31 protein-coding genes and 1 pseudogene are annotated in these 26783 nt (G+C 31.3%); 22 read left to right on the top strand and 10 right to left on the bottom strand.

Going from position 1 to position 26783, the window contains the following annotated elements; translation table 11 throughout:
• Positions 1-192: pseudogene (locus GC105_RS04780) on the bottom strand (methyltetrahydrofolate cobalamin methyltransferase); the annotation flags it as partial.
• Between the two features lie 471 nt (positions 193-663).
• On the opposite strand from GC105_RS04780, the gene GC105_RS04775 reads away from it, so the two are divergent.
• Together GC105_RS04775 and GC105_RS04770 are read left to right on the top strand one after the other, a co-directional pair.
• Positions 664-1371 carry a YetF domain-containing protein gene (locus tag GC105_RS04775; protein ID WP_152802237.1) on the top strand — a complete coding sequence of 236 codons (708 nt, stop codon included), beginning with the start codon at positions 664-666 and terminating at the stop codon, positions 1369-1371.
• 50 nt (positions 1372-1421) lie between these two features.
• Complete coding sequence (locus tag GC105_RS04770; RefSeq protein ID WP_152802235.1) at positions 1422-1886, top strand: methylated-DNA--[protein]-cysteine S-methyltransferase; 465 nt, start codon at positions 1422-1424, stop codon at positions 1884-1886.
• A 32-nt stretch (positions 1887-1918) separates the two neighbouring features.
• Here the strand turns inward: GC105_RS04770 and sfsA are convergent, their stop codons facing one another.
• The gene (gene sfsA / locus GC105_RS04765) at positions 1919-2614 is read right to left on the bottom strand and encodes a DNA/RNA nuclease SfsA (protein WP_152802233.1); all 696 of its coding nucleotides are present in this window, start codon (positions 2612-2614) and stop codon (positions 1919-1921) included.
• Positions 2615-2953: 339 nt separating this feature from the next.
• Between sfsA and GC105_RS04760 the strand changes: the two genes are divergently transcribed.
• The 6 genes from GC105_RS04760 to GC105_RS04735 all read left to right on the top strand — a co-directional run bounded on the left by GC105_RS04760 (position 2954) and on the right by GC105_RS04735 (position 7246).
• Entirely contained in the window at positions 2954-4144 is a 1191-nt protein-coding gene (locus GC105_RS04760) for a radical SAM/SPASM domain-containing protein (protein ID WP_152802231.1), read from the top strand.
• Positions 4138-5136, top strand: coding sequence for a radical SAM/SPASM domain-containing protein (locus tag GC105_RS04755; RefSeq protein ID WP_152802229.1), 999 nt, complete (start codon positions 4138-4140; stop codon positions 5134-5136). Before GC105_RS04760 ends, GC105_RS04755 begins: the two co-directional genes overlap by 7 nt.
• The gene (gene ahbA / locus GC105_RS04750; protein ID WP_152802227.1) at positions 5129-5605 is read left to right on the top strand and encodes a siroheme decarboxylase subunit alpha; all 477 of its coding nucleotides are present in this window, start codon (positions 5129-5131) and stop codon (positions 5603-5605) included. The genes GC105_RS04755 and ahbA overlap by 8 nt, the downstream gene beginning before the upstream one ends.
• A complete protein-coding gene (gene ahbB / locus GC105_RS04745; RefSeq protein WP_152802225.1) occupies positions 5589-6050 on the top strand; it encodes a siroheme decarboxylase subunit beta in 462 nt (153 codons plus the stop codon). Before ahbA ends, ahbB begins: the two co-directional genes overlap by 17 nt.
• A 168-nt stretch (positions 6051-6218) precedes the next feature.
• On the top strand, positions 6219-6446 hold the full coding sequence (tlp, locus tag GC105_RS04740; protein WP_152802223.1) for a small acid-soluble spore protein Tlp: 228 nt from the start codon (positions 6219-6221) through the stop codon (positions 6444-6446).
• 206 nt (positions 6447-6652) lie between these two features.
• Complete coding sequence (locus tag GC105_RS04735) at positions 6653-7246, top strand: UbiX family flavin prenyltransferase (RefSeq protein WP_152802221.1); 594 nt, start codon at positions 6653-6655, stop codon at positions 7244-7246.
• Between the two features lie 7 nt (positions 7247-7253).
• Here GC105_RS04735 and GC105_RS04730 read toward each other — a convergent pair whose 3' ends face one another.
• The 5 genes from GC105_RS04730 to nadA all read right to left on the bottom strand — a co-directional run bounded on the left by GC105_RS04730 (position 7254) and on the right by nadA (position 12795).
• Complete coding sequence (locus tag GC105_RS04730) at positions 7254-7895, bottom strand: undecaprenyl diphosphate synthase family protein (RefSeq protein ID WP_152802219.1); 642 nt, start codon at positions 7893-7895, stop codon at positions 7254-7256.
• A 207-nt stretch (positions 7896-8102) separates the two neighbouring features.
• Positions 8103-9686 carry an ABC-F family ATP-binding cassette domain-containing protein gene (locus GC105_RS04725; protein WP_152802217.1) on the bottom strand — a complete coding sequence of 528 codons (1584 nt, stop codon included), beginning with the start codon at positions 9684-9686 and terminating at the stop codon, positions 8103-8105.
• Positions 9687-9757: 71 nt separating this feature from the next.
• Complete coding sequence (gene nadC / locus GC105_RS04720; protein ID WP_193708284.1) at positions 9758-10597, bottom strand: carboxylating nicotinate-nucleotide diphosphorylase; 840 nt, start codon at positions 10595-10597, stop codon at positions 9758-9760.
• A complete protein-coding gene (locus GC105_RS04715; protein ID WP_152802213.1) occupies positions 10575-11879 on the bottom strand; it encodes an L-aspartate oxidase in 1305 nt (434 codons plus the stop codon). Before GC105_RS04715 ends, nadC begins: the two co-directional genes overlap by 23 nt.
• Before the next feature lie 4 nt (positions 11880-11883).
• Entirely contained in the window at positions 11884-12795 is a 912-nt protein-coding gene (nadA, locus tag GC105_RS04710; protein ID WP_152802210.1) for a quinolinate synthase NadA, read from the bottom strand.
• 289 nt (positions 12796-13084) lie between these two features.
• Here nadA and msrB point away from each other — a divergent pair, with 289 nt between their 5' ends.
• The 9 genes from msrB (at position 13085) to GC105_RS04665 (ending at position 19272) form a co-directional block, all read left to right on the top strand.
• The gene (gene msrB, locus GC105_RS04705) at positions 13085-13486 is read left to right on the top strand and encodes a peptide-methionine (R)-S-oxide reductase MsrB (RefSeq protein WP_246169714.1); all 402 of its coding nucleotides are present in this window, start codon (positions 13085-13087) and stop codon (positions 13484-13486) included.
• Positions 13487-13641: 155 nt separating this feature from the next.
• Complete coding sequence (locus tag GC105_RS04700; RefSeq protein WP_152802208.1) at positions 13642-14256, top strand: anthranilate synthase component II; 615 nt, start codon at positions 13642-13644, stop codon at positions 14254-14256.
• Positions 14222-15601, top strand: coding sequence for an aminodeoxychorismate synthase component I (gene pabB / locus GC105_RS04695; RefSeq protein ID WP_152802206.1), 1380 nt, complete (start codon positions 14222-14224; stop codon positions 15599-15601). Before GC105_RS04700 ends, pabB begins: the two co-directional genes overlap by 35 nt.
• A gap of 92 nt (positions 15602-15693) precedes the next feature.
• Positions 15694-16497, top strand: coding sequence for an aminotransferase class IV (locus tag GC105_RS04690; RefSeq protein WP_152802204.1), 804 nt, complete (start codon positions 15694-15696; stop codon positions 16495-16497).
• 17 nt (positions 16498-16514) lie between these two features.
• Entirely contained in the window at positions 16515-17081 is a 567-nt protein-coding gene (gene folE / locus GC105_RS04685) for a GTP cyclohydrolase I FolE (RefSeq protein WP_152802202.1), read from the top strand.
• Positions 17082-17096: 15 nt separating this feature from the next.
• Positions 17097-17915: a dihydropteroate synthase gene (folP, locus tag GC105_RS04680; protein WP_343029955.1), complete on the top strand. Its 819-nt coding sequence runs from the start codon at positions 17097-17099 to the stop codon at positions 17913-17915.
• Entirely contained in the window at positions 17908-18273 is a 366-nt protein-coding gene (gene folB, locus GC105_RS04675) for a dihydroneopterin aldolase (protein WP_152802200.1), read from the top strand. Before folP ends, folB begins: the two co-directional genes overlap by 8 nt.
• Positions 18266-18745 (top strand): 2-amino-4-hydroxy-6-hydroxymethyldihydropteridine diphosphokinase, encoded by a 480-nt coding sequence (gene folK / locus GC105_RS04670; RefSeq protein WP_152802198.1) that lies wholly within the window; start codon positions 18266-18268, stop codon positions 18743-18745. The genes folB and folK overlap by 8 nt, the downstream gene beginning before the upstream one ends.
• 47 nt (positions 18746-18792) lie before the next feature.
• Positions 18793-19272, top strand: coding sequence for an HD domain-containing protein (locus tag GC105_RS04665; RefSeq protein WP_152802196.1), 480 nt, complete (start codon positions 18793-18795; stop codon positions 19270-19272).
• 80 nt (positions 19273-19352) lie between these two features.
• Here GC105_RS04665 and trhA read toward each other — a convergent pair whose 3' ends face one another.
• Positions 19353-19994 (bottom strand): PAQR family membrane homeostasis protein TrhA, encoded by a 642-nt coding sequence (gene trhA / locus GC105_RS04660; RefSeq protein WP_152802194.1) that lies wholly within the window; start codon positions 19992-19994, stop codon positions 19353-19355.
• Positions 19995-20151: 157 nt separating this feature from the next.
• Here trhA and GC105_RS04655 point away from each other — a divergent pair, with 157 nt between their 5' ends.
• The 4 genes from GC105_RS04655 (at position 20152) to GC105_RS17435 (ending at position 22783) form a co-directional block, all read left to right on the top strand.
• On the top strand, positions 20152-20667 hold the full coding sequence (locus tag GC105_RS04655; RefSeq protein WP_152802192.1) for a DUF1836 domain-containing protein: 516 nt from the start codon (positions 20152-20154) through the stop codon (positions 20665-20667).
• Between the two features lie 55 nt (positions 20668-20722).
• Positions 20723-20911: a zinc-ribbon domain-containing protein gene (locus GC105_RS04650; protein WP_152802190.1), complete on the top strand. Its 189-nt coding sequence runs from the start codon at positions 20723-20725 to the stop codon at positions 20909-20911.
• Positions 20912-20997: 86 nt separating this feature from the next.
• Positions 20998-21831, top strand: coding sequence for a methyl-accepting chemotaxis protein (locus GC105_RS17440; protein ID WP_343029952.1), 834 nt, complete (start codon positions 20998-21000; stop codon positions 21829-21831).
• A 124-nt stretch (positions 21832-21955) separates the two neighbouring features.
• The gene (locus GC105_RS17435) at positions 21956-22783 is read left to right on the top strand and encodes a methyl-accepting chemotaxis protein (RefSeq protein ID WP_152802188.1); all 828 of its coding nucleotides are present in this window, start codon (positions 21956-21958) and stop codon (positions 22781-22783) included.
• Between the two features lie 97 nt (positions 22784-22880).
• Here GC105_RS17435 and GC105_RS04635 read toward each other — a convergent pair whose 3' ends face one another.
• A complete protein-coding gene (locus GC105_RS04635) occupies positions 22881-23573 on the bottom strand; it encodes a Crp/Fnr family transcriptional regulator (protein WP_152802186.1) in 693 nt (230 codons plus the stop codon).
• A 357-nt stretch (positions 23574-23930) separates the two neighbouring features.
• On the opposite strand from GC105_RS04635, the gene hcp reads away from it, so the two are divergent.
• On the top strand, positions 23931-25496 hold the full coding sequence (gene hcp / locus GC105_RS04630) for a hydroxylamine reductase (RefSeq protein WP_152802184.1): 1566 nt from the start codon (positions 23931-23933) through the stop codon (positions 25494-25496).
• A gap of 71 nt (positions 25497-25567) precedes the next feature.
• Here hcp and GC105_RS04625 read toward each other — a convergent pair whose 3' ends face one another.
• Complete coding sequence (locus tag GC105_RS04625; protein ID WP_207706937.1) at positions 25568-26386, bottom strand: MBL fold metallo-hydrolase; 819 nt, start codon at positions 26384-26386, stop codon at positions 25568-25570.
• Between the last annotated feature and the right edge of the window lie 397 nt (positions 26387-26783).

Below are 26783 nucleotides of genomic sequence, written 5' to 3'. Positions count from 1 at the left end.
TACTAAGTCGATGAGCCATTTCATCGTTTCAAGTTCAATGCTATCTTCTACTGATGCACATACATCAATATAAGTTGCTCCTGCTTCCGTTTGAACTTTCGCAAGGTTTCTAATAAAGTCTGCGTCTTTATCAGCTATTGCTTTAGCTACGGAAGGGATTGAACCGTTAATTTTTTCTCCGATTATTATCATGCTATCGTTACCTCCTTTAAAATATTCTTTTGCTTGTAGTTAGATTAATTATAAAGAGATCGAGATTAGAATTGATACCATTTACATATGGAACTAATTTCTAAAAGGATCCTTAAAATGTGTAATTTAAGTGTATATTAATTTCGTTTTCTTGTCAATATAATTGAATATAATTTGATGATTATAAGATTATAAAATGTGCAAGTAAGTTAGTTTTGTATAAATGCATAAATTTATTGAATTATTATTGATGAAATAGTAAGATTTGTCTTGTTAAATCCTATGATATCCCATAATTAACAATAGTTACTTTAGGCTGACATGATTTGATGTTAATTAAAATTATATTCTTAATATTATTATTCTTGTAATTAGTAGAAGCACGCATAATCAGCATTTTTAGGATATATTGTGATAATTTTAAAAGTATTGGCAACAGTAATTAATAATACGTAAATAGAGGTGTTAATATTGGAAGTTTATGTAACAATATTTTTTAGAATTCTGACCATTATGATTCTTTTGCTTTTCTCAACAATATTTATTATGGGAAAGAGACCCATAGGAGAATTGCCAGTCTTTGATTTTTTATCAATAATTGTTTTAGGGGCGATTGTTGGCGCTGATATTGCCGATCCAAACATTGAACACATGCCTACAGTCTTTGCAGTAATTTTGCTAGCATTATTTCAAAGATTAGTAAGTCATTCAATTATGAAGAGTAACAAATTGAGAAAGATAATTAGTTTTGAACCTACAGTAATTATTGAAAATGGAAAGCTAATTCAGAAAAATATAAATAAGATTAATTATAGCATAGACGATATTTTGATGTTGCTAAGAGAAAAAGATGTATTTGATATGAGTGTAATTCATTATGGAATAATAGAATCAAATGGGAATATATCCATACTAAAGAAGCGAAAGTATAAAAGTATCACACTGAAAGATATGAATTTAGAATCATCAGAAGCTAATATATACTATTCAATTATTATAGATGGTAAATTGCAAAGAGAAAAACTAAAAGAAATAGAAATTTCAGAAAAGGAGATATTTCATAAACTACAAGGACAAGGAATTAATAAGTACAGTGAGGTTTTTTATGCTTCTATTAGTAAAGATGGTGAAATAAATATCTCTACTTATAATGAAAATGAGAGGAAGGGTTTATTATAATTAGTAAAATGATATAATTAAATTCAAATGAGAAAGGGGTTAAAGGCATTATGAATTATGGGTATTATTATGAAACTTTAGTTGGTAAAATAGTGATTGTTGAGAATGGATCCGCAATTACACATCTGTGTTATGGAGATATTCTGTTGGAAGGGTTAAATATAATTGAAACACCTTTGCTTAAGAAAGCAAATTTACAAATTCAAGAATATCTAAGTGGGAAAAGGAAAGTGTTTGATTTAATTATAAATCCACAAGGAACAGAGTTTCAAAAAAAGGTATGGAAGGCATTACAAGAAATTCCTTACGGGAACACGTGTAGTTATAAAGAAATAGCTAAAACAATTAGTAATGAAAAGGCTTACCGAGCTGTAGGAATGGCAAATAATAAAAATCCTATTGCTATTTTTAATCCTTGCCATAGAGTTATTGGTGCAAGTGGTAAACTAGTAGGCTATGCAGGTGGTTTAAATGTAAAGCAGGTGCTTTTAGAATTAGAAAGAAGAAATAGTTAAACTAGGATATTACATACATATTGTCCGTAAAATCAAAGGATTACCTTACACTCTTTACCATTTAAGGTAATACTACTAGGGCTTATATTGCACTCGTATGCAAAAATTTGTACGCCTTTTTCTTTTGCGTATCGTAAGGCTTCACCAAACTCTTTATGAGTTTTATCATTTGGAGTAAAATATTTAACATCGTTCATCTGAACTATAAATACTATATAAGAATGATATCCTTCTTCTTTTGCCTTAATAAGTTCGTATATATGCTTAAGGCCCCTTTCTGTTGGTGCATCAGGAAATTTTACTATTCCATTTTCTTCTAATGTAATTCCTTTGACTTCTATAAAGCCTTTCAGATTATTATTTTCAATATAAAAGTCTAAACGTGAGGAACCAAAAACCTTTTCTGGTTTAATCATCGTTATATTCTCAAACTGTGGCATAAAAACCACGCCATTCATAATACCTTCATATAAAACTTTATTCGGAGCCTGAGAATCAATATTTATAAGTCTGTTTCCTTTTTGTACTGCAATTAAAGAGTAGGATGTTTTTCTTTTTATATTGTCACTGTATTCTAGAAATACACATGCCCCCTCGACTAGAAGTTCTTTACATCTACCTGTATTTTTCACATGGCATATTTCAATATTATCGTTTATTAATACATGAGCAATAAAACGATTCGGACGAGAAATGAACTTACCTTCTACAATATTACTATATTTCAATATTTGTCAACTCCATTTAATCTTCTAAAATCAAGTGGTGATTATTATAACTTACTAGGAAAGTAGTGATATCATTGTCGATATAACAAATTTATAAATATTGACAATAAAAAATATTACATGTAGTTGAAGTATATCCTAGATAATAATATGAATGCAATATTAAGATAAAAGAGATTTTACTGTTGTTTGATCTGTTTACAATTAAGGACAATATAAAAATACAGTATATTACCATTGATAAGAGACTATAATGCAAGAATAGGTATTGTTATAGAAATGCTTAACTAATTTTAGTATAGCTGCATCAGAGCATTAATTTAGGAAGGGGCAAATTACATGATCAGTTTTTCGAAACTACTTCTTGAAAGAGAACATTTTGGCGATTCTCTTAGGTATGATCCTAAAAGCAAGAATCAATTGCGTGGGACGACGGAAGGAAAAGGACCTGTAGTAGTATGGAATTGTACGAGAGCTTGCAATTTAAAATGTCGACATTGCTACGCAGAGGCAAGTCAAAGTAAAACATGTGGAGAACTTACAACAATAGAAGCAAAATCTTTTATGGATTCCCTCGTTGTCTACAAAGTTCCTGTTCTGCTTTTTTCAGGTGGAGAACCATTACTTAGAAGAGATATATTTGAATTAATAGAATATGGAAAAGAGATAGGAATTCGGATGGTGATTTCAACAAATGGAACATTAATTGATAAGGAAAAGGCACTAAGAATTAAGGAATTAGGAGTAAGTTATGTAGGGATAAGTTTAGATGGAATAGGTAAAGTGAATGATACGTTCAGAGGTGTACAAGGCGCATACGAAAAAGCCTTTAGTGGTTTTAAAAATTGTAAAGAAGTGAATCAAAAAACTGGTTTACGTCTTACACTAAGCAGAACTACTTACAAAGAACTTAGTGTTATTTTTGATTTTATAGAGTCAGAAAAAATATCTAGGGTTTGCTTTTATCATTTGGCTTATTCAGGCAGAGGATCACAAATAAAGGATGAAGATTTAACTCCAGAGGAAAAGAGAAAAGCACTTGATTATATCATAGAGAAAACTATAGATTTTGGAGAAAGAAATATTAAAACAGAAATACTAACGGTAGATAATCACTGCGACGGAATTTATTTATATAATTATATGGAGAATAAAAACAAACAAAAAGCAGAGGAAATACTTAAACTACTTACTATAAACGGAGGAAACCGCTCAGGTATAGCCTTAAGTTCTGTGGATTGGGAGGGAAACGTGTATATTGATCAATTTACTAGAAGTATATCTGTAGGAAATATTAAACAAAATACATTTGGAGATATATGGAATGGAAAAGAAAATACCTTTTTACAGGAATTAAGGACTAGAAAGAATTATTTAAAAGGAAGATGTAAGAACTGTAAATGGATAGATCAATGTAGTGGTAACCTTAGAGCAAGAGCATTAAGCACAGGAGACTTTTGGGGATCAGATCCTGCATGTTATTTATCAGATGAAGAAATTGGTATTGGAGAAGTAGGTGTATCATGTTAGTATCTTGGAACACAACTAAAAGGTGCAATCTTTATTGCAAACACTGTTTTAGAGACTCTAGTATAAATGAAAATACTGATAGTGAACTATCTACTGAGGAAGGGAAAAAACTAATAATAGAAATAAAAAAATCAGGGTTCCGTTTATTAGTACTAAGTGGAGGAGAACCTTTGTTAAGAGATGATATATTTGATTTTATAAGTAAAGCAAAAGAAGAAGGGATTATACCAGCAATGGGAACGAATGGTACATTACTCAGTAGAGAAATTGCTGTGGAATTAAAGTCAACAGGGCTTAGAGGAATTGCAATAAGTCTTGATAGCATGGATAGAAACTATCATGATGATTTTAGAGGTTGTATGGGTGCATTTGAAAAAGCACAAGAAGGAATTGAAAATGCTCTAGGATCAGGTCTTCGGGTTCAAATTAACTTAACCCTTACAGAAGACAATCAAGATGAGTTTGAAAAGATAATTAATTACTATGAGAAAAAAGGAGTACATGCAGTATATCCGTTTTTTTTGGTTCCGACAGGTAGAGCTATTTCCATGGAAGCAGATGGTTTGAAAGAAAGAGCATACTTCTCTATGATTAGAAGAATTTTGGATCTGCAGAGCAAAACATCTATGGAGCTAAAACCAACATGTGCACCTCAATTTATGCCTATATCGAAAGAAATGGGTTTAGAACAAAGGTTTACTAGAGGTTGTCTTGCAGGTACAGGTTATTGTTGTATTTTACCTGATGGAAAAGTGCATATCTGCCCATATTTACCTGTAGAAGTTGGAGATACAAGAGAAACACTATTTAGTGAAATATGGAGTAAGAGCAAAATATTTAACCAACTTAGAAATTACAAAAATTACGAGGGAGATTGCGGGAAGTGTGAACATATATCTATATGCGGTGGTTGTAGAGCGAGAGCATATTACTATAATGGAAATTATTTAGCACAAGAACCTTGGTGTTATAGGAGGGAAAAAAATGGATGAGTTAGACAAAAAAATACTAAATCAATTACAAATTGGTTTACCCATAGAGTGTGACCCGTATAGAAAAATAGCAGTAAAGTTAGGTGTAAAAAGTGAAGAATTATTAGAGAGAATTAAACAACTATCCGATGAGGGGTATATTAGACGACTTGGTGGTATTTTTGACGTAAATAAAATGGGATATAAACCTACTCTTGTAGGGTTACATGTACCTGAAGATATCTTTATGGAGGTAGCAAATTATGTTAATAAATGCAAGGGAGTAACTCATAATTACAGGCGAGGAAATTATTTAAATATGTGGTTTACTCTTGCCTTGTCAACCCAAAAGGAAAAAGATGAATACATTGAGAAATTAAAAAATAAATTTCAACTAAAGGATGTTATGGAATTTCCAACTTTAAAATATTTTAAGTTGCGTGTTTTTTTTGACATGGAAAGCGAGATGAACTATGGATCAAGTATCTAAAAATTTAATTAGAGAAATTCAAGGTAATTTACCAATATGTGAAAATCCTTATAAAGAACTAGGAAACAAATTGGGTATAGGTGAAGAAGAGGTAATTCAAAGGCTTACTGAATTAAAAAAAGAAGGGTGTCTTAAGCGTATAGCTGCAATTTTGAGGCATAATGAATCCGGGTACTCAGCTAACGCTTTAGTGGTGTTCAAAACAGATAATATTCTCATTGAAAAGCTAGGGAAAATATTAGCTAAGAGCTCAATTGTAAGTCACTGCTATGAAAGAAAATCAAATGAAAAATGGCCATATAATCTCTATGCAATGACCCATGCTAAGGATATAAACGAGACTATAGAGTTCATTAATGATTTTGTTACGATACACGGTATACAAGAATACGAGATATTAAATAGCCAAGAAGAGTTGAAAAAAGCAAGTATGATTTATTATTAAATGCAACTCATAATACCTTTTAGTTTTGTATAAACTAGGAGGTGTTTTTAATTGTTAAAATTAAAAAATATGGTTATATTTACAGTTGTACTTAAGAATAATAAGTAATAATTTATGCATAATAAAAAAGAGTTTATATCTAATACTACAAAAAAGGAGTAATGACAAATGAAAAACAAGCCAGATGACAGAAGAGATAATGTGGATAAAATTGAATATAATATTGGTAAAACCATACAAAATATTGAACTTGCTGAAGATGTAATTGAAGTAACTGACGATTATAAAACTAAAGAAACTCTTAAAGCAAAAAATAGCAGAAGAAAAGAGGCACTTAATGGTATGAGGGAAGAAATTAGAGATGAAGCAATAGATAAGAGAAACGGTTATAAGTAGTAAGATTTTGATTTTGAAATTGTATAATAACGAGACTCCTATTAGATTATTAAATAGGAGTCTCGTTAGTTGTAATAAATTTTAAATATAAGATGATAGCTTATAGAAATGTAAAAGTAAAAACATATGCTAGGAGTTCATGTAGGTTTAATATATAATTAAAATAGAATTATATATAAAGATTAAGAGGTGTGTACATAATACTTATGGAAAATTTAATTAATAAAAAGTATAAAAAAAGACTCGTTATTGGAATGAGCGGAGCAAGTGGAGCGATTCTAGGAATTGAAATATTGAAAATACTAAAAGAGAATCCGGAATATGAATCACATCTAGTCATTACCAAGGGTGCAGAAGAAACCATACTACTTGAGACTGAATATAAAATAGATCAAGTAAAAGAATTAGCTGATAAAGTATATGATATAAAGAATATTGGAGATTCTATAGCAAGTGGTACTTTTAGAGCGGACGGGATGATTATAGTTCCTTGTAGCATGAAAACTCTTGCTGGTATAGCAAGCGGATACTCTGACAACCTATTGCTTAGAGCAGCAGATGTTACGTTAAAAGAGAGAAGGAGATTAGTTGTAGTTGCTAGAGAAACGCCTCTGAGTATTATTCACTTAAAAAATATGATTTCTATTACTGAAGCAGGTGCAATTATTGTACCTCCTATGATGAGCTATTACAATAAGCCATTATCTTTAGAGGATGTCAATAGACATATAGTGGGTAAAATTCTTGATAAATTTGAAATTAATATTAATGGATTTAATAGATGGGGAGATAAAACATAGAACTAAACTATCCCCCGAGTGTTATATCTTGTTTGTTATACCAATTTAGTGCATCATGAATATGGCTTTCTTTATAATCAGGCCAATATTCATCTATAATATAGAAATCAGAATATACTGATTGGATAGGTAGAAAACCACTAAGACGGCGCCTACCTCCCCAACGTAAAATCAAATCAATCCTTGAGATATCAGATGAATGAATATTCTTATAAAGATCTGGTTTAGTATCGTTACATTCACAGATAGAACTGATGTCCCATTCCCAACTATAGTTTACTAGAAAATTAACTTTAATAGATCCATTACCAAATGTTTGTCGTTTGGTATAAGGTAATAGTTCTTTAGGAAAAACAGCTGATGATGTATTTCCTATAACTAATAAAGAAGCATCTTCTTTAGATAGTAATTTTACAGCATCTATACAGGCTTTAGTGAAAGCTAATCTTTGGACTGTAGGGCGTTTAGTATTATCTTTTGTAAAACCATAATAGGTTAATTCTTTGATTCCTAATTCTTTACATGTATAAAATAAGGATAAGCCAGGATTAATACCTTTGTCATAACCTTGCTCTTTAGACATTCCTCTATCTTGTGCCCATCTTCTATTTCCATCTGGAATAATACCTAGGTGTTCTGGCAATCTCATTTTATCACTCCATTTAGATATTGTTTTCTAGATCTAATTAAGACTTTATAGATATAAAAATGGAGACTTAGACCAAGAATTTAATATTTATATTTTGCTCCATAAATAGAAAATATATACACGGCCAGAAATTATTATATTTCATAAAAATAAAAAAGTAGCAGCCTACATGAGCATACTGAACTGCTCTTGTAGGCTGCTATTATTTTATTTGATTTCCAAATATTCATCGTAAGACATTTTTTTGTCTATTACTCCAGTTGAAGTAATGTCAATGATTCTATTGGCGATGGTCTGTATGAATTGGTGATCATGTGAGGAAAATATTAAGCTACTCTTAAATTCACGCAAGCCATTATTTAACGCAGTAATGGATTCTAAATCTAGGTGATTGGTAGGTTGGTCTAGAATTAAGAAATTTGCGTCACTTAGCATCATCCTTGAAAGCATACATCGAACTTTTTCACCACCTGAGAGAACATTTACAATTTTATGTGATTCTTCACCTGAGAAAAGCATTCTACCCAAGAAACCACGTACGTACGTCTCTGTTTGATCCTTAGAAAACTGTTTCATCCAATCTACGATAGTTAGATTGGAGTTATTAAAAAAGGTCGAATTATCTTTTGGGAAATAAGATTTAGTAATTGTCACTCCCCATTTATAAGAGCCTTCATCAGGTTCTATTTCACCAGTTAGTATTTTAATTAAGGTGCTATTAGCAAGTTCATCTGATGAGACTAAAGCAATCTTGTCATCTTTAGTAACAGCAAAGCTGATGCCATTTAGAACTTTCACACCATCGATGGTTTTACTAATATTATCAACAGTAAGAATTTCATTGCCAACTTCTCTATCTGGCTTAAAAGAAATATAAGGATAACGCCTAGATGAGGGCTGTATATCGTCTAATGTAATCTTTTCTAATACTTTTTTACGTGATGTTGCTTGTTTAGATTTAGATGCATTTGCACTAAATCTAGCCACAAATTCTTGTAATTCTTTAATTTTGTCTTCTTTTTTCTTGTTTTGATCTCGCGCCATTTGAAGAGCAAGTTGGCTCGATTCATACCAAAAGTCATAATTGCCCATAAACATTTTAATTTTCCCAAAATCCACATCGCAAATATGTGTGCATACCTTATTTAAAAAGTATCTATCATGGGAAACTACAATAACTGTACCTGCAAAACTGATTAAAAACTCTTCTAACCAATTAATGGAAGGTAGATCTAAGCTGTTTGTTGGCTCATCTAATATTAAAACACCAGGTTTACCAAATAGAGCTTGGGCTAAAAGTACTTTTACTTTTTCAGATCCTTGTAATTGAGACATATTTTTGTCGTGTAAGTCTGTAGAGATTCCTAAGCCTTGCAGTAATGAAGATGCTTCGGATTCTGCCTCCCACCCGTTTAAGTCAGAAAATTCACCTTCTAATTCTGAGGCCTTGATACCATCTTCGTCGCTAAAATCAGGTTTAGAATAAAGAAAATCTTTTTCAGCCATTATTTCAGCAAGACGCGGATTACCAAGAATAACAGTTTGCAATACAACTTTATCATCAAACTGATAGTGATCTTGTTTCAAAACAGATAACCTTGACATTGGCGGCATACTAACGCCTCCAGTATTAGGCTCTATATCACCAGACAAAATCTTTAAAAAGGTACTTTTGCCAGCACCATTTGCTCCAATTACTCCATAACAATTTCCGTCTGTAAATTTTAAACTTACATCTTCAAAGAGCTTTTGCTCTCCATACCTTAAACTAATATTTGTTGCAGTTATCATTAAATACCATCCTTATTTTACATAGTCCATAATAGTATATCATAAATTGTAGTGATAGTGTATATAGTTAATTAACAACTTATTTGCATGTTTTTCATGCTTATATCTAATGCATTTACAGAGTGGGTAATATTACCTACTGATATAAAATCTATTCCAGTATGTGCTATTGAATTGATTGTCGTTAAACTAACATTTCCGGAGGCCTCGATTATAGCTTTTTTATTGATAATGCGTACTGCTTGTTCCATCATTTCTAGGCTCATATTATCTAACATAATAATATCAGCACCGGCATCAAGAGCTTCCTGAAGCATTTCTAAATTTTCCACCTCAATCTCTATTTTGTTTACAAATGATGCGTTTTTACGGGCAGATATAATTGCGTTTGAGATGCTACCAGCAGCACTGATATGATTATCTTTTATTAAAATACTGTCGGATAAATTAAATCGATGGTTATTTCCACCTCCAACTTTGACCGCGTATTTTTCTAATACTCTTAGGCCAGGAGTTGTTTTTCTCGTATCTATTAATTTCGCTTTAGTGCCTTGTAATTTATCTGTGTATTTTTTGGTAAGTGTTGCAATTCCACTCATTCTTTGCATTAAATTTAGGGCTACTCTTTCACCTGTTAAAATTTTTCTAGTATTTCCTTTTAGAAAAGCGATTTTTTCGCCAGAAGTGACTAGATCACCTTCTAATTTAATAAATTGAACATCTACATCACCTAAGATATCGTATACTCGCTTAAACACATACAGCCCAGCTAAGGTTCCTTCCTCTTTAGCTATTAAATCTACAGTAGCAACTGATGATTCTGGTACAATACTATTAGTAGTAATATCCTCGCTCGTTATATCTTCATTCAAGGCATTTTTAATAATTTCATCTATTATCAAATAATTCATCATATAAATCTGAAGACCTCCTTTGCAGTTCTTTCTTTAATAGTTGTTTATTATATTTCGAAAGTTCATTTGGTGTTTGGTTAATTTGGGCTGCGGGAACTTTTTTAATAGTTATACTTTGAAAACTAGAATTAATAGAGTCGGCTCCACGTTTAGAAAAAACTAGTCCCTCTAACAATGAATTGCTCGCTAATCTATTTTTACCATGTATTCCAGTGCAAGCGGCTTCCCCAATCACGTATAGTCTATGCATAGAGCTTTTAGAATCTAAGTCCACCATCACTCCTCCCATATGATAATGCTGAGAAGGTATTACTAACATAGGGTCTTTGGAGATGTCGATTCCAACTTGTAAGCACTTTTCGTATATCATAGGGAAACGCTTTAATATAAAGTATTTCGGTAGAAATGAAATGTCTAGGAATACATAGGGGACTTTAGATTTACGAATTTCTTCTCTGATTGCATTTGTTACTATATCCCTTGGTAAAAGCTCATTTACAAATCTTTTACCATGTTCATTTAATAAAATTCCACCTTCACCTCTTACTGCCTCTGAAATTAGAAAACGTCTACCATAATAATCATTATCATAAAGACCGGTTGGATGGAATTGTATATATTCTAAATCCTTAACTTTTATATTGTGCTTTAACGCTAATGTGATTGCGTCACCAATAAGAATTCTTTGGCTAGTAGAATCGTTAAAAATTCCACCAATACCGCCAGTAGCCAATACAATAAATTTTGAGTATACATTAACTTGTTTTCCTTTATTAAAGATAATTCCCCCATAACATGTATTATCTCGATAGATAATGTCTGCTAAGTAAGTGTTATCCATAATAGTTATATTTGATTTCTCTTTTGTACAATCAATTAGGGTTTTCCACAGATATTTGCCTGTTTCATCTTTGACATGTACAATTCTATTAATAGAATGAGCACCTTCTTTTGTAAAGGATAAATTGCCATCTATTCTATCAAATGGAACTCCGAGTTTTTCAAGTAAAGTTATGTTCTCCATTGATTCTTTAGCTAATGTAGTGACAGCACTTATATCATTTTTATGCTGTCCTGCATTTAGAGTATCTTGAATATATGAATCTAAATCTTCATCATTTTTTGCTGTTGATATTCCACCTTGTGCTAAATAAGTATTATTTTCATCAAGTTGCCCCTTAGAGACTATTAAAATATTTAAATTACTATCTAAGTTTAAAGCACAGTACAATCCGGATAACCCTGAACCTACTATGACAACATCGTAAACTTGATTCATAGTATTAACTCGATAGCTCGTGCATTCTCATAAGAGAATGGAGCGCATTTAACCGTAGATCTTCATCGAGTTTGATTTCAAATGTATTGTTGACTAGGCTTTCATACACGTCTTCTAGAGTAGTTTTTTTCATATTTACACAAGTCATAGTTTTACCAGGTACATAGAAGTTTTTGTCTGGATTTTTCATCTTCAATTCGTGTAGAATGCCTTCTTCAGTTACAATAAGGTAATTTTTGAAATCATTCTCAGTGGCAAAATTTATAATGCCGCTTGTACTACCTACATAATCCCCTAAACTTCGCACTTCGTGTTCACATTCTGGGTGTACTAAAACTTTTATATCGGGAATTTGCTCTTTTATGGCTACAATACTTTTAGGGTTAACCTTTTTATGTGTAATACAAAAACCTTTCCAAAGAATAAATTTTTTGCTTGGAAATTTCTCTGAGAGATAACCGCCTAGGTTTTCATCAGGCAAAAATAGGATTTCATCACTATCAATATTATTTATAATTTTTTCTGCACTTGAAGAAGTAACACAAACATCACAAAGTGCTTTTACTTCTGTTGAAGAGTTAATATATGCAACTACAGCTGCGTTTGGATGATCGAGCTTCCACTTTGAAATACCTTCTTCATCTGCCATATCCGCCATGGGACAGCCTGCATCTAATACAGGGAGGAGAATTGTTTTTTCAGGAGATAAGATTTTAGCACTTTCAGCCATAAATTTAACTCCACAAAAAATAATAAGTTGTTCCTTACAATCTCTAGCAATTTTACTAAGGTAATAGGAATCTCCTACAACATCAGCAATTTCTTGTATTTCAGGTCTTTGATAATAGTGTGCGAGTATAATTGCTTTTTTTTCTTTCTTTAATTTGTTTATTTCCTGAACCACATTTTCCATCATTCATCACTTTCCCTTAAAATTTAAAGTATAGTATACTTAGTTAATTAAATATTATAGCACTGGAAAGTAGTGTTTTCAATTAAAGTTAAATAACTACGTATTGTTTTCTATAGAACAACTCTTGAATAATATGCTTATGTAGTTGTTTAGTTTAAGGTGTAAGTACAATTACTATATAAATTCTATATTAAAATCCACGATAAGGAGATACTAATAATATAGTAGAATGTTTAAATCGAAATGACTAAGGTAAATATAAACAAAAGAAATGATGAAGGAAAAGGTGTATATGAAAAATAAAGAGATAGCTTTAAATAAATTAACTAAATTACAATACCATGTTACACAAGAAAATGGAACAGAGAAACCTTTCGATAATGAATACTGGGATAACCATGAAGAGGGTATTTATGTAGATATTGTGTCAGGTGAAGAATTATTTTCTTCTAAAGATAAATTTGATTCTGGATGTGGATGGCCCAGTTTCACGAAACCAATTTCAGACAATCAAGTTATTGAAAAACAAGATATAACACATGGTATGAAAAGAAAAGAAGTTCGCAGTAGGGATGCGGACTCGCACTTAGGACATGTATTTGAAGATGGGCCAAGGGAGGAAGGCGGGCTTAGATATTGCATCAATAGTGCTGCAATTAGATTTGTTCCAAACAAGAACAAAAAGAAAGCTTAACCAGATATGATACTTAAGGTTTAAGTATCATATCTTTAGTCCTTTAGTTGGATTGAAATATGCGATAATAGGTAAAAAATAATTGTTTATTGAACTATGCTGCTACTATATAATATAATGTGTAGGAAAATGCGGTTAATAGTGAGGTGAAAAACTTGATTTTAATGATAGATAATTACGATTCATTTACGTATAACTTAGTACAGTATCTTGGATGTCTTGGACAAGAAGTTTTAGTTAAGAGAAATGATAAGATAACATTAAAGGAAATTGAGGTAATAAATCCTATGATGATTGTTTTATCTCCGGGTCCATGTACACCTAATGAGACAGGCATTTGTTTAGAAATTATTGACGAATTTAAAGGAAAGATTCCGATATTAGGAATATGTTTGGGTCATCAAACCATTGGACAAGCATTTGGTTGTAATATTATTCAAGCAAAAGAGCCTGTTCATGGGAAAGTTTATCCTATAAAACACAATAATCAAGGTGTTTTCTATGGTTTAAACAATCCATTTAAAGTAACAAGGTATCATTCTCTTATCATTGAACGAGAAAATATGCCAGACTGTTTTGAAATTACAGCTTTGACTGAAGAAGGAGAAATTATGGGAATTAAGCATAAAAAGTATCCTATTGAAGGGGTACAATTTCATCCTGAAGCAATTCTAACAGAGCAAGGAATGGAACTACTTGAGAATTTTTATGAAATGGCCAAAGGAATGATGCAAGATGTTAATCAAAGAAATAAATACGCAGTTAGATAGCCTTGAGTTATATACTATTTTTAAAGAACGTGAATATAGTTTTTTTCTAGATAGTGGGAGAGACCACGATACTCTAGGAAAATACTCGTTTATTGGGTTTGATCCATTCTTAGTATTTAGATGTAAGGGTAATACTATAGAAATTAAAAAGGAGAGTGACGTAAAGGTTTACACAGGTGACCCTTTTGATATTTTAAAGGAGCTCATGAATAAATATCATAGGGATTATACATCACATTTGCCTTTTGTAGGAGGGGCAGTAGGTTTTTTTTCATATGATTTATGCCATCATATAGAAGATCTTCCACGACAAGCCATTGATGATATAGGTGTACCAGATTGTCACTTGGGATTTTATGATGGAGTTATTATTATTGATCATCGAAAAAACAAAACTTATATAGCTTCACTAGGCATAAAAGGTGAAGAAACTTCAATAATTGGTGATATCGAAGATATTATTATAAATGCTACTTTACCAACTGAAAAAAAAGAGTTTTATACAGATGAAAGCATTACATTTAACAGTAATTTTACACAGGATGAATATATGCAGGCCTTAGATACTATTCATCAGTACATAAAGTCAGGGGATATTTATCAAGTAAACCTTACCCAGAGATTTGATTGTGATTTAAATGTAACTCCTTTTGATTTGTATTGTCAGCTTAGAGAAATAAATCCTGCTCCATTTGCAAGCTTTATAGACTTTGGTGCAGAAGGACAGGTGGTCAGTAGCTCACCAGAGAGATTTATAAGTATAAATAATAAAAAGATAGAAGCGAGGCCAATTAAGGGAACCATACCAAGGGGAAAAGATCCAGAAGAAGATCAAAAAAATAGACTAGAGCTTATGAATAGTGAAAAAGATAAATCAGAGTTGTTAATGATAGTAGACTTAGAAAGAAATGATGTTGGAAAAATCTCCAAGACAGGTACTGTCAAAGTACCAGAACTATTTAAGTTAGAGGAATATCAAACTGTGTTTCATTTAGTTGCTACAGTTACAGGAGAACTTCAAAATGATTTAGATTCTATTGATTGTATAAAAGCAACTTTTCCAGGTGGATCTATAACTGGAACGCCTAAAATTAGGGCTATGGAGGTTATTGATGAATTAGAGCCAACACAAAGAAATATATATACAGGTTCTATTGGATATGTAGGATTTAATGGAGATTTAGATTTAAATATAGTAATTAGAACAATTTTATGCAAAGATAGCAAGGCTTATTTTCAAGCAGGAGGAGGAATCGTGTGGGATTCCCAAAACCAACTAGAATATGAAGAGTCATTTCACAAAGCAAGAGCTTTAATGGATGCACTCAAAAGAAGGTATGTTTAATTATTTATAAGAAGTTAGTCTAGTAATCTTTAAAAGTTATAATCAAATTAAACAAGCACTGAGAGGCATAGATCTAAAATGAGGTATGTGATATGAAATATATAAGCTGTAATGGTATATTGACAGATAATCAATTAATTCCTCTTGACCAAGGGTATTTATATGGTTATGGGTTATTTGAGACTTTAAAGGTAAAATATAATAAGATTTTGTTTTTTAATGAACATATGGATAGAATATCAAAAAGTAGTGAGAAGATAGGTATTAAATTTCATTTAGAATATTCTCAAGTTTATACTTATTGTGAAGAGTTGATTTTGGCAAATAAAATAAATGATGGTGTGTTGCGAATTACTTGTAGTAAAGGTGATCAAGAAAATAATGTAATTATTACTTCAAGAGAAAATCCATATGGTGAGGAGATGATTTTAAAAGGTCTTAGTATTATGACTAGTAGCGCCATAAGGAACGAATTATCAATCCTTGTAGATATAAAAACCAATAATTATTTAGAGAATCTATTAATACTAAATATAGCAAAAGAAAATGGATATAACGAAGCAATACTTTATAATACAAAAGGTTTTTTATCAGAGGGAACTATGAGCAATATTTTTTTCGTGAAAGATAGTGTAATATTTACGCCAGCTTTAAATAATGGGTTGTTATCTGGTATAATTAGGGACAAGGTTATTCGACTTGTAAAATTACTAAAGTTACCTATAGAAGAAGGCTATTTTACTAATGAAGATTTAACTTGTGCAGATGAAATTTTTATCACAAATAGCTTAATGGAAATCATGCCTGTTAACTTGTTGGATTATAAAGAATTTCAAATTCAGAACTATACATTAACAAAATATATCATGGAGCATTATAGAAATTATAACTATTAAAAAGTGGAGGTTACTACATGGATAAGCAGAGAATAGAGAATGCAGTAAGAGAAATACTTGAGGCAGTAGGTGAAGATCCTAATAGAGAAGGCTTATTAGATACACCTAAGAGAATTGCTAAGATGTATGAAGAGATATTCTCAGGATTAAATGAGGATCCAGAAAAACATTTAGACGTGTATTTTCAGGAAGAGAAACATGAAGAATTGGTATTAATTAAAGATATACCTTTTTATTCTATGTGCGAACATCATCTTGTGCCGTTTTTTGGAAAAGCTCATGTTGGATATCTACCAAAACACGGTAAACTGACTGGACTTAGTAAATTAGCAAGAGTTGTCGAGACTATATCTAAAAGGCCACAATTACAAGAACGGTTGACAGCATCAGTTGCAGATATTATCATGCGTAAATTGTCTCCATATGGAGTAATAGTTGTAATAGAGGCTGAACATATGTGTATGACTATGCGTGGAGTAAAGAAGCCAGGTTCTAAAACTATAACATCTGCTGTAAGAGGAACATTTGCTACTGATGCGAAAGCTAGGGCTGAGGCAATGTCATTTATTAATTGGAATAGTTAAGGAGAGATTCGTGTGATGTCAGTAAAAGACATGTTTGACTTTGAGGATAAGACTTATATAATGGGTATTCTAAATATTACACCAGATTCTTTTTCCGATGGTGGAGATTTTTTTAGTAATGATCAAGCAATACTACATGCAAAAGAAATGGTGGAATTAGGAGCAGATATTATAGATGTAGGTGGAGAATCTACTAGGCCAGGTTATGAAGTAATTAGTGATGAAGCAGAAATTAACAGAGTGATACCAATTATTCGTGCATTAAAAGAAAATATTAATATACCTGTATCTATAGACACTTATAAGCCAAACGTTGCACAAGCAGCTTTAGAGAACGGAGTGGATATGATTAATGATATATGGGGATTCCAAAAAGATAAAAGAATGGCTAGTGTAGTTGGAAAGTACAATGCTCCTGTAATCCTCATGCATAATCAAGAGACTACTGAATATAGTGGAGACATAATGGAAGAATTGATTAGCTTTTTAAAGATATCGGTAGAAATAGCCATGTCAAATGGTGTAGATAGATCAAATATAATATTAGATCCAGGCATTGGATTTGGAAAGACGTTAGAACAAAATTTGCGTGTAATGGGTAGATTAGAGGAACTTAAAGTTATAGGTTTACCAATTTTACTCGGGACATCAAGAAAGTCCATGATTGGCAAGATTCTAGATTTACCTCCAAAAGAAAGAGTAGATGGAACCGTAGCTACATCAGTAATAGGGATTATGAAAGGAACAAATATACTCCGGGTTCACGATGTCAAAGAAAACGTTCGGGCAGCTAAAGTAGCAGATGCAATTCTAAGGGGAAAATTTTATGGATAAAATTATAATGAAAAATTTAGGGTTTTATGGATATCACGGAGTACTAGAGGAAGAGAAGAGATTAGGGCAGAAGTTCTTTATAGATGTAGAATTATATGTTGACCTTTTAAAAGCAGGGGAAACTGACAATTTGAGTTATACTGTGAGTTATGCAGAGGTATACGAAATAATTAAGAGGATTTTTAAAGAAGAAAAGTTTAATTTAATTGAAGCAGTAGCAGAAACTATTATTAGTGAGATTTTAGCAACATACTCGATTATCCAAGAAATAAAAGTAACGCTAAAAAAACCTGAGGCACCTGTAGAAGGTATCTATGATTACTTTGCTATAGAATTAAGGAGAACGCGCAATGGCTAAAGCGTATTTAGGTTTAGGCAGTAATATTGGGGATACAAAAGAACATTTGGACAATGCTATAGATATTTTGAGATCTTCGAAAGATATAGTAGTTCTAAAAAAATCTTCTTATTATAAAACAGAGCCTATAGGGTATGAAAATCAGGACTGGTTTTTAAATATGGTGGTAGAAGTCGAGACTACACTAGAACCAAAAGAATTACTTCAATACTGTCAACTTATAGAAACCCAACTAAAAAGAAAGCGTATAGTAAGATGGGGTCCAAGAACAATTGACATAGACATTTTGTTGTATGAAAATTATAGTAGTAATCAAGAATCACTTATAGTACCTCATCCACGTATGACTGAGAGGGCTTTTGTAATGATTCCTCTATACGAAATCGCACCAGATTTATTAATTAAAGATGTAGCAATTAGTGAAGTAGTTAAACAATTAGAAGGACTTGAAACAGTAATAAAAGAGATATAGGAAGGACGGTTCTTCAAGAACCGTCTTTAACTATTTGGAGGTTAATATTGGATAGATTTAATAAGATTTTACTTCACCATAATTTCAAAGAGTATCTGAGAAGGATAGCTACACTAGAGGAAACTAGAGTGTTTTGCAAACATGAAATGACTCATTTTTTAGACGTAGCTAGAATTTGTTATATTTTAAATTTGGAGAACAAAGCTAATTTAGACAAAGAGATTATATATGCCTGTTCAATTCTACATGATATAGGTAGGTGGAAAGAGTATCAAGAAGGAATTGATCATGCTATAGCAAGTAAAGGACTAGCCCTAGATATACTAAAAGACTGTGGTTTTGATCAACGAGAGATAAAACTGATATGTGATGCAATTGGACATCACCGAACAGAGAGTAATCATCCATCAAATTTGAGTGAGTTTATATACCGTGCAGATAAACTGTCAAGACCTTGTAATTCGTGTAATTCAATAGATAAATGCAATAGGTTTGAAAATGGAGAAATCCCCACAATTAATTATTAACTAATTTTAATTATAAAGAGTTTATCATGGAACTTAAGATAGGGACACAAGTGTCCCTAAAAAGAGCTAATGACATGGTTTCAAACTATTACATATCCAAATATCATTACAAAGTGAAAAAAACTACCGAGTAATATAAATATATGAAATATTTCATGGAATTTAAACTTACCAATTTTTAATTTCTCTGGCTTTTTGCCGTAAATAATAGCTCCGATAGAATACATTATGCCGCCAACTACTAAGAGTGTAATTGCTATTGGTGGAAGAGCTTTTGTCATAGGGTAAATAAAGAATACAGATATCCAACCTAATAATAAATAAAACCCTGTACAAATCCATCTCGGAGCATTCATCCAAAAGACTTTCAGTATAATACCAATGACAGTTAATGTCCATACAATAGTTAATAGAGAGTAACCGATAGCACCTTTCAAAGGAATTAAACCTATAGGAGTATAAGTGGCAGCGATTAAAATATATATCATGATATGATCTATTTTTCTTAGGAACTCTAGTTTCTCATCTGAAGCAATCTTCCAATGGTATACGGTAGAAGCTGTATATAAACCTACTAGCCCAAACGAAAATATAATAGAGCTTATAATATTGGCAATGCTAAAAGTACTTATAGAAGAGAATATTAGTAAGATGAATCCAAATAAAGATAAGATTACACCTACCAAATGAGTAATTGAATTAACAGGTTCACGCATTTTCATAAAGTCAACACCTCTCATGTAGTAATTAATACTACTTGTTGAGTCAATAATAACGCAATAAGTAGTAAGTGTCAATAAAATATTTGTAATATAATGATATATATCATATAATTTAGTATAACATTTAGAAAAGTTTTTTATACAGGAGGGGAAAAGTTTGAAAGAATTTCAGAAACTTAAAAGTAGTGATATACCACATATAGATTTGTATATGGATCAAGTAATAACTATATTAGAACAAATAATAGAAAGCTATAAGGTAGATCAGGATGAAAAGATAATGACCAAAACAATGGTGAATAATTACGTTAAATCAAATTTAATCTCAAAACCAATCAAAAAGAAATACAGTAGAGTTCAAATGATGCAACTCATTATGATATATCACTTAAAAGGAATTTTAACATTAGAGGAACTTGAAATATTTTTTAAGAATTCAATAAATGATTGTGATAACTCCCTAGAAAATTTATATCAAGATTTTCTTCAAATACATGAAGAGGAATTAGAAGAAGCGAATCTAAAAGTTGTACAATTGTATCAAAAAGACAAAGGACAACGTATAAAGGAAATTATGAAAATAGTCATAAAGGCTGATTTAAATAAAAAAATTGCACAAAATATTTTAAAAGAAATGAAGGAATTAGATGAGAACTACTCTATAGATGTATAAGAATAGAGATTATTATTGATAAGATATGAAATAATATGAAAAAAGGAGATATATGATGACAGATAAAAATTTAGTGTGTAAAGATTGTGACAGTCAATTTGTATTCACAGAAGGTGAACAAGAATTTTTTAAAGAAAAAGGATTCGAAAGTGAACCGGAAAGATGCCCTGCTTGTAGGAAGTCTAGAAAGGAAAAAAGAAGTAAACGAGGATCTAAAGAGAAAAACCGTAATAAACTTAGGTAAATTATATATTTAAAACAAATTACTAATAAATGATATTAATTAGTTTATAAACAATCCGATATAAGAAAAAAGGGGGTCGGATTACAGTGAATGAAAGAATTTTTGAAAACGATATTATGAATGCATTTCATGTAATTATGGATTATTTACCCATTATAATGGATGAACCAGTAACTATTATGCTGACAGACGGTAAAACGTACAAGGCCATTAGAAGTTCAGAAGCATTGGAAGTCGATGCAGATGAGTCAATTGGGCAACCATTAGATGATCAAATTATGAGTCTAATTAACAAAGGTGAAATATTCGTAGGAGAGTATACAACAGATATTACTGTTCCATTTAAATCGTATACAATACCTATTAAAGGTGAAAATGGAAAAATAGAGGGTGCAGTCTTATTAGCAAAAAGTCTTAAGAGGAAAAGAGATTTTGTAGGTGCTTTTGATGATGTAAAATCATCTTTAGAGCAAATAACAGAAGCTATTAATGATTTGAATGTAAATGTACAAGAAGTAGTAGATGCAAATGAACAGATATTATCCATTGTTGAGGAAGCCAATGAAAAAACTGCGGATACCAACGACATTTTAAACTTTATACAAGAGATATCATCACAAACAAATTTGTTAGGGTTAAATGCTGCTATTGAAGCTGCTAGAGCTGGTGAGTACGGGAGAGGTTTCGATGTAGTTGCTAAGGAAATAAGGAAGTTATCTGGTTCTACTAGTGATTCTATTAAAAGAGTAGATTCAGTCCTTAAAGGGGTCAGTGATTCTATTAAGACGATTCATACAAAAGTAGGGAATTCAAATGGTGTATTTGAAGTTCAAGCCTCTAGTTTAGAAGAAATTGCAGCATCTATAGAAGAATTAAATTCTTCAACACAATTAATGTATGGTTTTATGGAGAAGTTATAAGAGACACATTGATGAGTTAAATGGTCTAGAATTTTTTTTACGTAGATATTTTACTTGTATAAATTTAAAAACAGAATTATAGCGAATTAGATATAAATGAAATGTATAAAGGGGGAGGATTGTATTGAGCGAAAAATTATTTAATAATGATATTTTAAACGCTTTTGCTGAGATAATGGACTTTATTCCAATAATTATGGATGAAGAGGTATCTATCGCTATATCAGATGGAGAAGTTTATAATGTAGTTAGAAGTTCAGAAGTAAGGGATATGGATTCTTCAATAGGCAAGCCATTAGCATTGCCTGTAAAAAAAATAATTGATGAAGGAAAAGTATTTAAAGGAGAATATTCAGCAGGGGTTGACATTCCCTTTAAGTCATACACTATTCCTATTAAAAACGAAAATGGAAAAATAGAAGGAGCAGTCTTATTAGCAAAAAGTCTTAAGAAGAAAACAGAGTTTATGAGCGCCTTTAACGATATAAAATCATCTTTAGAGCAAATAACAGAAGCTATTAATGATCTGAATGTAAATGTACAAGAAGTAGTAGATGCAAATGAACAAATATTATCCATTGTTGAGGAAGCCAATGAAAAAACAGCGGATACCAATGATATTTTAAACTTTATACAAGAAATATCATCACAAACAAATTTGTTAGGGTTAAATGCTGCTATTGAAGCTGCTAGAGCTGGTGAATATGGGAGAGGTTTCGATGTAGTTGCTAAGGAGATAAGGAAGTTATCTGGTTCTACTAGTGATTCTATAAAAAGAGTTGATACAGTTCTTAAAGGGGTCAGCGATTCTATTAAGACGATTCATAAGAAGGTTGGAGATTCTAATGGAGTATTTGAAGTTCAAGCCTCTAGTTTAGAAGAAATTGCAGCATCTATAGAAGAGTTGAATTCATCTAGTCAACTTATGTATGGTTTTATGGAGAAATTATAGAGTAAACTATTACCGTCGGATACAGGCCACAGAAAAACTTGCAAAGCTAGTTTCACTGTGGTTTTTATAAATTATAGTGGACTACTGCATAAGTAGTTTAATGAACTGAACTTTTGAGTGCATCTATATCTGTTAAAGCAACAGAAGATTTTTGAAATTCTATTATTCCTTCATCTCTCATTTTAGCCATTTCTCGAGATAAAGAAGGCCGTGTAACATTTAAAAATTCTGCCAACTCATTTCTATTATGAGGGATTTTAAACACTATTTTTCCAGCTCTTTCATATTGTTCTAATAAATAAACGCTAATTTTCTCTCGAACATTTTTAATAGAAAGATATTCGATTCTTTTGTTTAAAAATAGACCTCTATTTGATACTAAGTTTAGTAAATTTAATATAAGTTCTTGATGGCTGAAGCACATGTTAACGCAACTCCCAGTGATTTTTTCTGGTGGCAAAAAAACAACTGTAGTTTTTTGCGTTGCATTTACAGAAACTGGCCATGTATTTTTATTTGAGAAGGCCACCATTTCTCCAAATATGTCGCCTTGCTTTATAGAATGAACTATTATCCTATTTCCAGCCATATTTTCTTTAGCGATAGTAGCTTCTCCTAAAAGAATAATGCCTATTCCTTCAAAAGTATCTCCTTCTACCGTGATATATTCATTTTTTGCAAATTCATGTATAGGTGGTTTTAAACAGTTGAGCATGGTGTTGATTGAAGTTGTATCAATATTTTTAAAAAGCTGGGTATGAGATAATATTTTTGACCATTTTTCGTACATTATTATCGACCTCTTATTTCGTAACATTTGTTACATGTATTTTGTAAAGAAGAATGTAAGAACCTTAAATACAATAGTGGTTTCTTAACAGAAAACATTATTGAGTGTAAATTCGAAAAATAATTATTTAATAAAACTATGAATTATGTAACCTTGGGTACGTATGATTTTAGTTTATTATATTACAATGAGTTAAAGAAAACAATTAATAATTAAATCATAGGTACTAAACTATGAGAAAACGCTTTTATATTTAGTAATTTTATTTATAACTATTATTTAGGGTATAAGATTACAGACTGAGGTATTACAAAAATGTCATGTGCATTTTTATAACATATTTTAAGGAGGATTTATATGTCAAAGATGTTTTGTTTTCAATGTGAACAAACTGCAAAAGGAAAAGCCTGTACCGAAATGGGGGTATGTGGTAAGACTCCAGAAGTATCAAATAAACAAGATGAGTTGACAGCAGCTCTAATAGGTTTAGCGAGAGCAACTAAGGGATTACAGGTAAGTGAGACAACTAATAAAGCAATGATGGAAGCGCTATTTGTACAAGTAACTAACGTAAGTTTTGATGAAAAGCAAGTGCAAGAATGGGTACAAAGAATTAAAACTGAAAAAGCAAAGTATGGAAATGCACCTGATTTTAAATGGGAAGAATTATGGTCAGGAAATGAAGATGTTGTTTCTTTAAGATCTACGTTACTTCTAGGTATTAGAGGGATGGCTGCATATGCATGTCACGCTTATGTACTAGGAAAACAAGATGATGAAGTTAATGCATGGTTCTTTAAAGGAATGGCAGCTTTAGGAGAAGAACATAGTGTAGAAGAATGGTTGGGCCTACTTATGGAGTTTGGTCAAATAAACTTAAAATGTATGGCATTATTAGATGATGCAAATACATCTACTTACGGTCATCCTATACCTGCAACGGTTACAACAAATGTAGAAAAAGGTCCTTTTATCGTTATTACAGGACATGATTTGCTAGATTTAAAACAATTATTAGAGCAAACAGAAGGGAAAGGCATAAATGTTTATACTCATGGTGAAATGCTTCCAGCCCATGGATATCCTGAACTTAAGAAATATACGCAGTTAAAAGGAAATTATGGAACCGCTTGGCAAAATCAGAAAAAAGAATTTGAAGATTTACCAGGAGCAATTCTCTTTACAACTAACTGCCTAATGCCACCAAAAGAATCATATGCAGATAATATATTTACTACATCAGTAGTTGCATATCCAGGACTAAAACATGTAGAAGATGGAGTAAACGGGCAAAAAGACTTCTCAGCAGTAATTGAAAAGGCTATAGAGCTAAAGGGATTTGGTGAAGACAAAGAATTTACTGGACTTAATGGTGGGAATAAAATGACTACTGGATTTGCTAGAAATACTGTATTAGGCGTAGCAGATACAGTAATAGACGCAGTAAAAGGTGGAGCAATAAAACACTTCTTTTTAGTAGGTGGATGTGATGGAGCAAAACCAGGAAGAAATTATTACACAGAATTTGTTGAACAAACGCCAAAAGATACGGTAGTGCTTACACTAGCATGTGGTAAGTTTAGATTTAATGATATTGATGCAGGAGAAATTGGTGGACTTCCAAGAATTATGGATATGGGTCAATGCAATGATGCCTATTCAGCGATACAAGTAGCAGTTGCGTTAGCAGAAGCTTTTGAATGTGGAGTAAACGAATTGCCATTGACATTAGTATTATCATGGTACGAACAAAAAGCTGTATGTATACTATTAACTTTATTAGCATTAGGTATTAAAAATATATATATAGGACCTTCTATACCAGCATTTTTCTCTTCTACAGTATTAGGTGTACTAGTAGAAAAATTTGGTCTTACACCAATATCTACACCTGAAGAAGATTTGAAAACAATATTAGCTTAATAAAAATATTAGTTGTTAACAGGAGCTTATCAATACGATAAGCTTCTTTTAACTTTATTAATTGTATATAATTATTGGTCAAGGGATTTACTATCTGTATTTTTATAGGAACTACGAAACACATCAATGATTTCTCCGTCGCTAGTTATTACTATGGTTCCTTGACCTTTTGTCAAGTATGTTTCAATAGCGTTTTCTTTTAATGTAGATAGCACAGAAAAATGTGGATAACTATATGACTTTGGCCTAACCGTAATTACTGCTATTGTAGGATCTACAGCTTTTATGAAGTTGATTGGAGCAGATACTACGCCTCCATGATGTCCTATTTTTATTACATCTGACCTCAAATTATAATTAGAGTTTAATATTTCATTTAGTACTTTTCCTTCAGCATCACCCATAAACAAGAAAGATACATTTCCGTAATCTAATTTAGTTACTAGAGAAAAAAAGTTTAAATCATCGTATTCATTTTGGTTTGGTGAAATAAATTGGAAATTTGCGTCATTAAAAGAAAAGTGATCGCCTGCACTAGCATAGGTAATCTTATAGTTTTTTTTATCAACTGCATCAATAAAATCTCTATATGCGGTAGTATTATGATCAACATTGGGTGAGTAAATTTTACCGATTTCAAAAGCATATATAATATCGTCCATACTTCCAATATGATCTGCATGAGGATGTGTAGCAATTAACACATCAATTTTTGTAATACCTAGGTTTAATAAATAACCTTGAATATACTTACTATCTAGTTTGTTACCAGCATCAATTAATACAGTACTTCCTTTAGGTTCTTGGATTAAAATACAATCAGCTTGACCAATGTCTAAGTAATGAACCACTAGTTTATTTTCTAGAGTACTAGTTTGTAGATCTATCACTTTAGTACTAATATTATCTGAACGAAGATATAGATTAATTGTAATAATAAATAGTAAAATTATGAATGTGAAATATGTCCTTTTTATATGAGGTTTAATTCGCATAACATCTTGTCCTTTCCAAAATCGTTGTCATAAAGTATTCTTTGATAAAGGCAAGATGATTATAAGTGGATAAATTTGTTGATTACATATAAAGAAAAAAATAATTTATCATGATTATATTGTTAATTTATAAATAAATCTTTACAGTATAATTAATAATATGATATAAATTAAGTACGAACTAGTATATACAAGTTAATTGTTACACAATATGTAAACGAATACAACAGGTTGGTTAATGCAATTAACATCTTAGGATGATATAATGATTATGTTGTCCTATTTAACAATG

This window comes from Alkalibaculum sporogenes (genome assembly GCF_009362815.1).
Classification (GTDB): domain Bacteria; phylum Bacillota; class Clostridia; order Eubacteriales; family Alkalibacteraceae; genus Alkalibaculum_A; species Alkalibaculum_A sporogenes.
The sequence above is the reverse complement of the archived record's forward strand: the minus strand, read 5'-3'. Positions and strand labels throughout refer to the sequence as shown.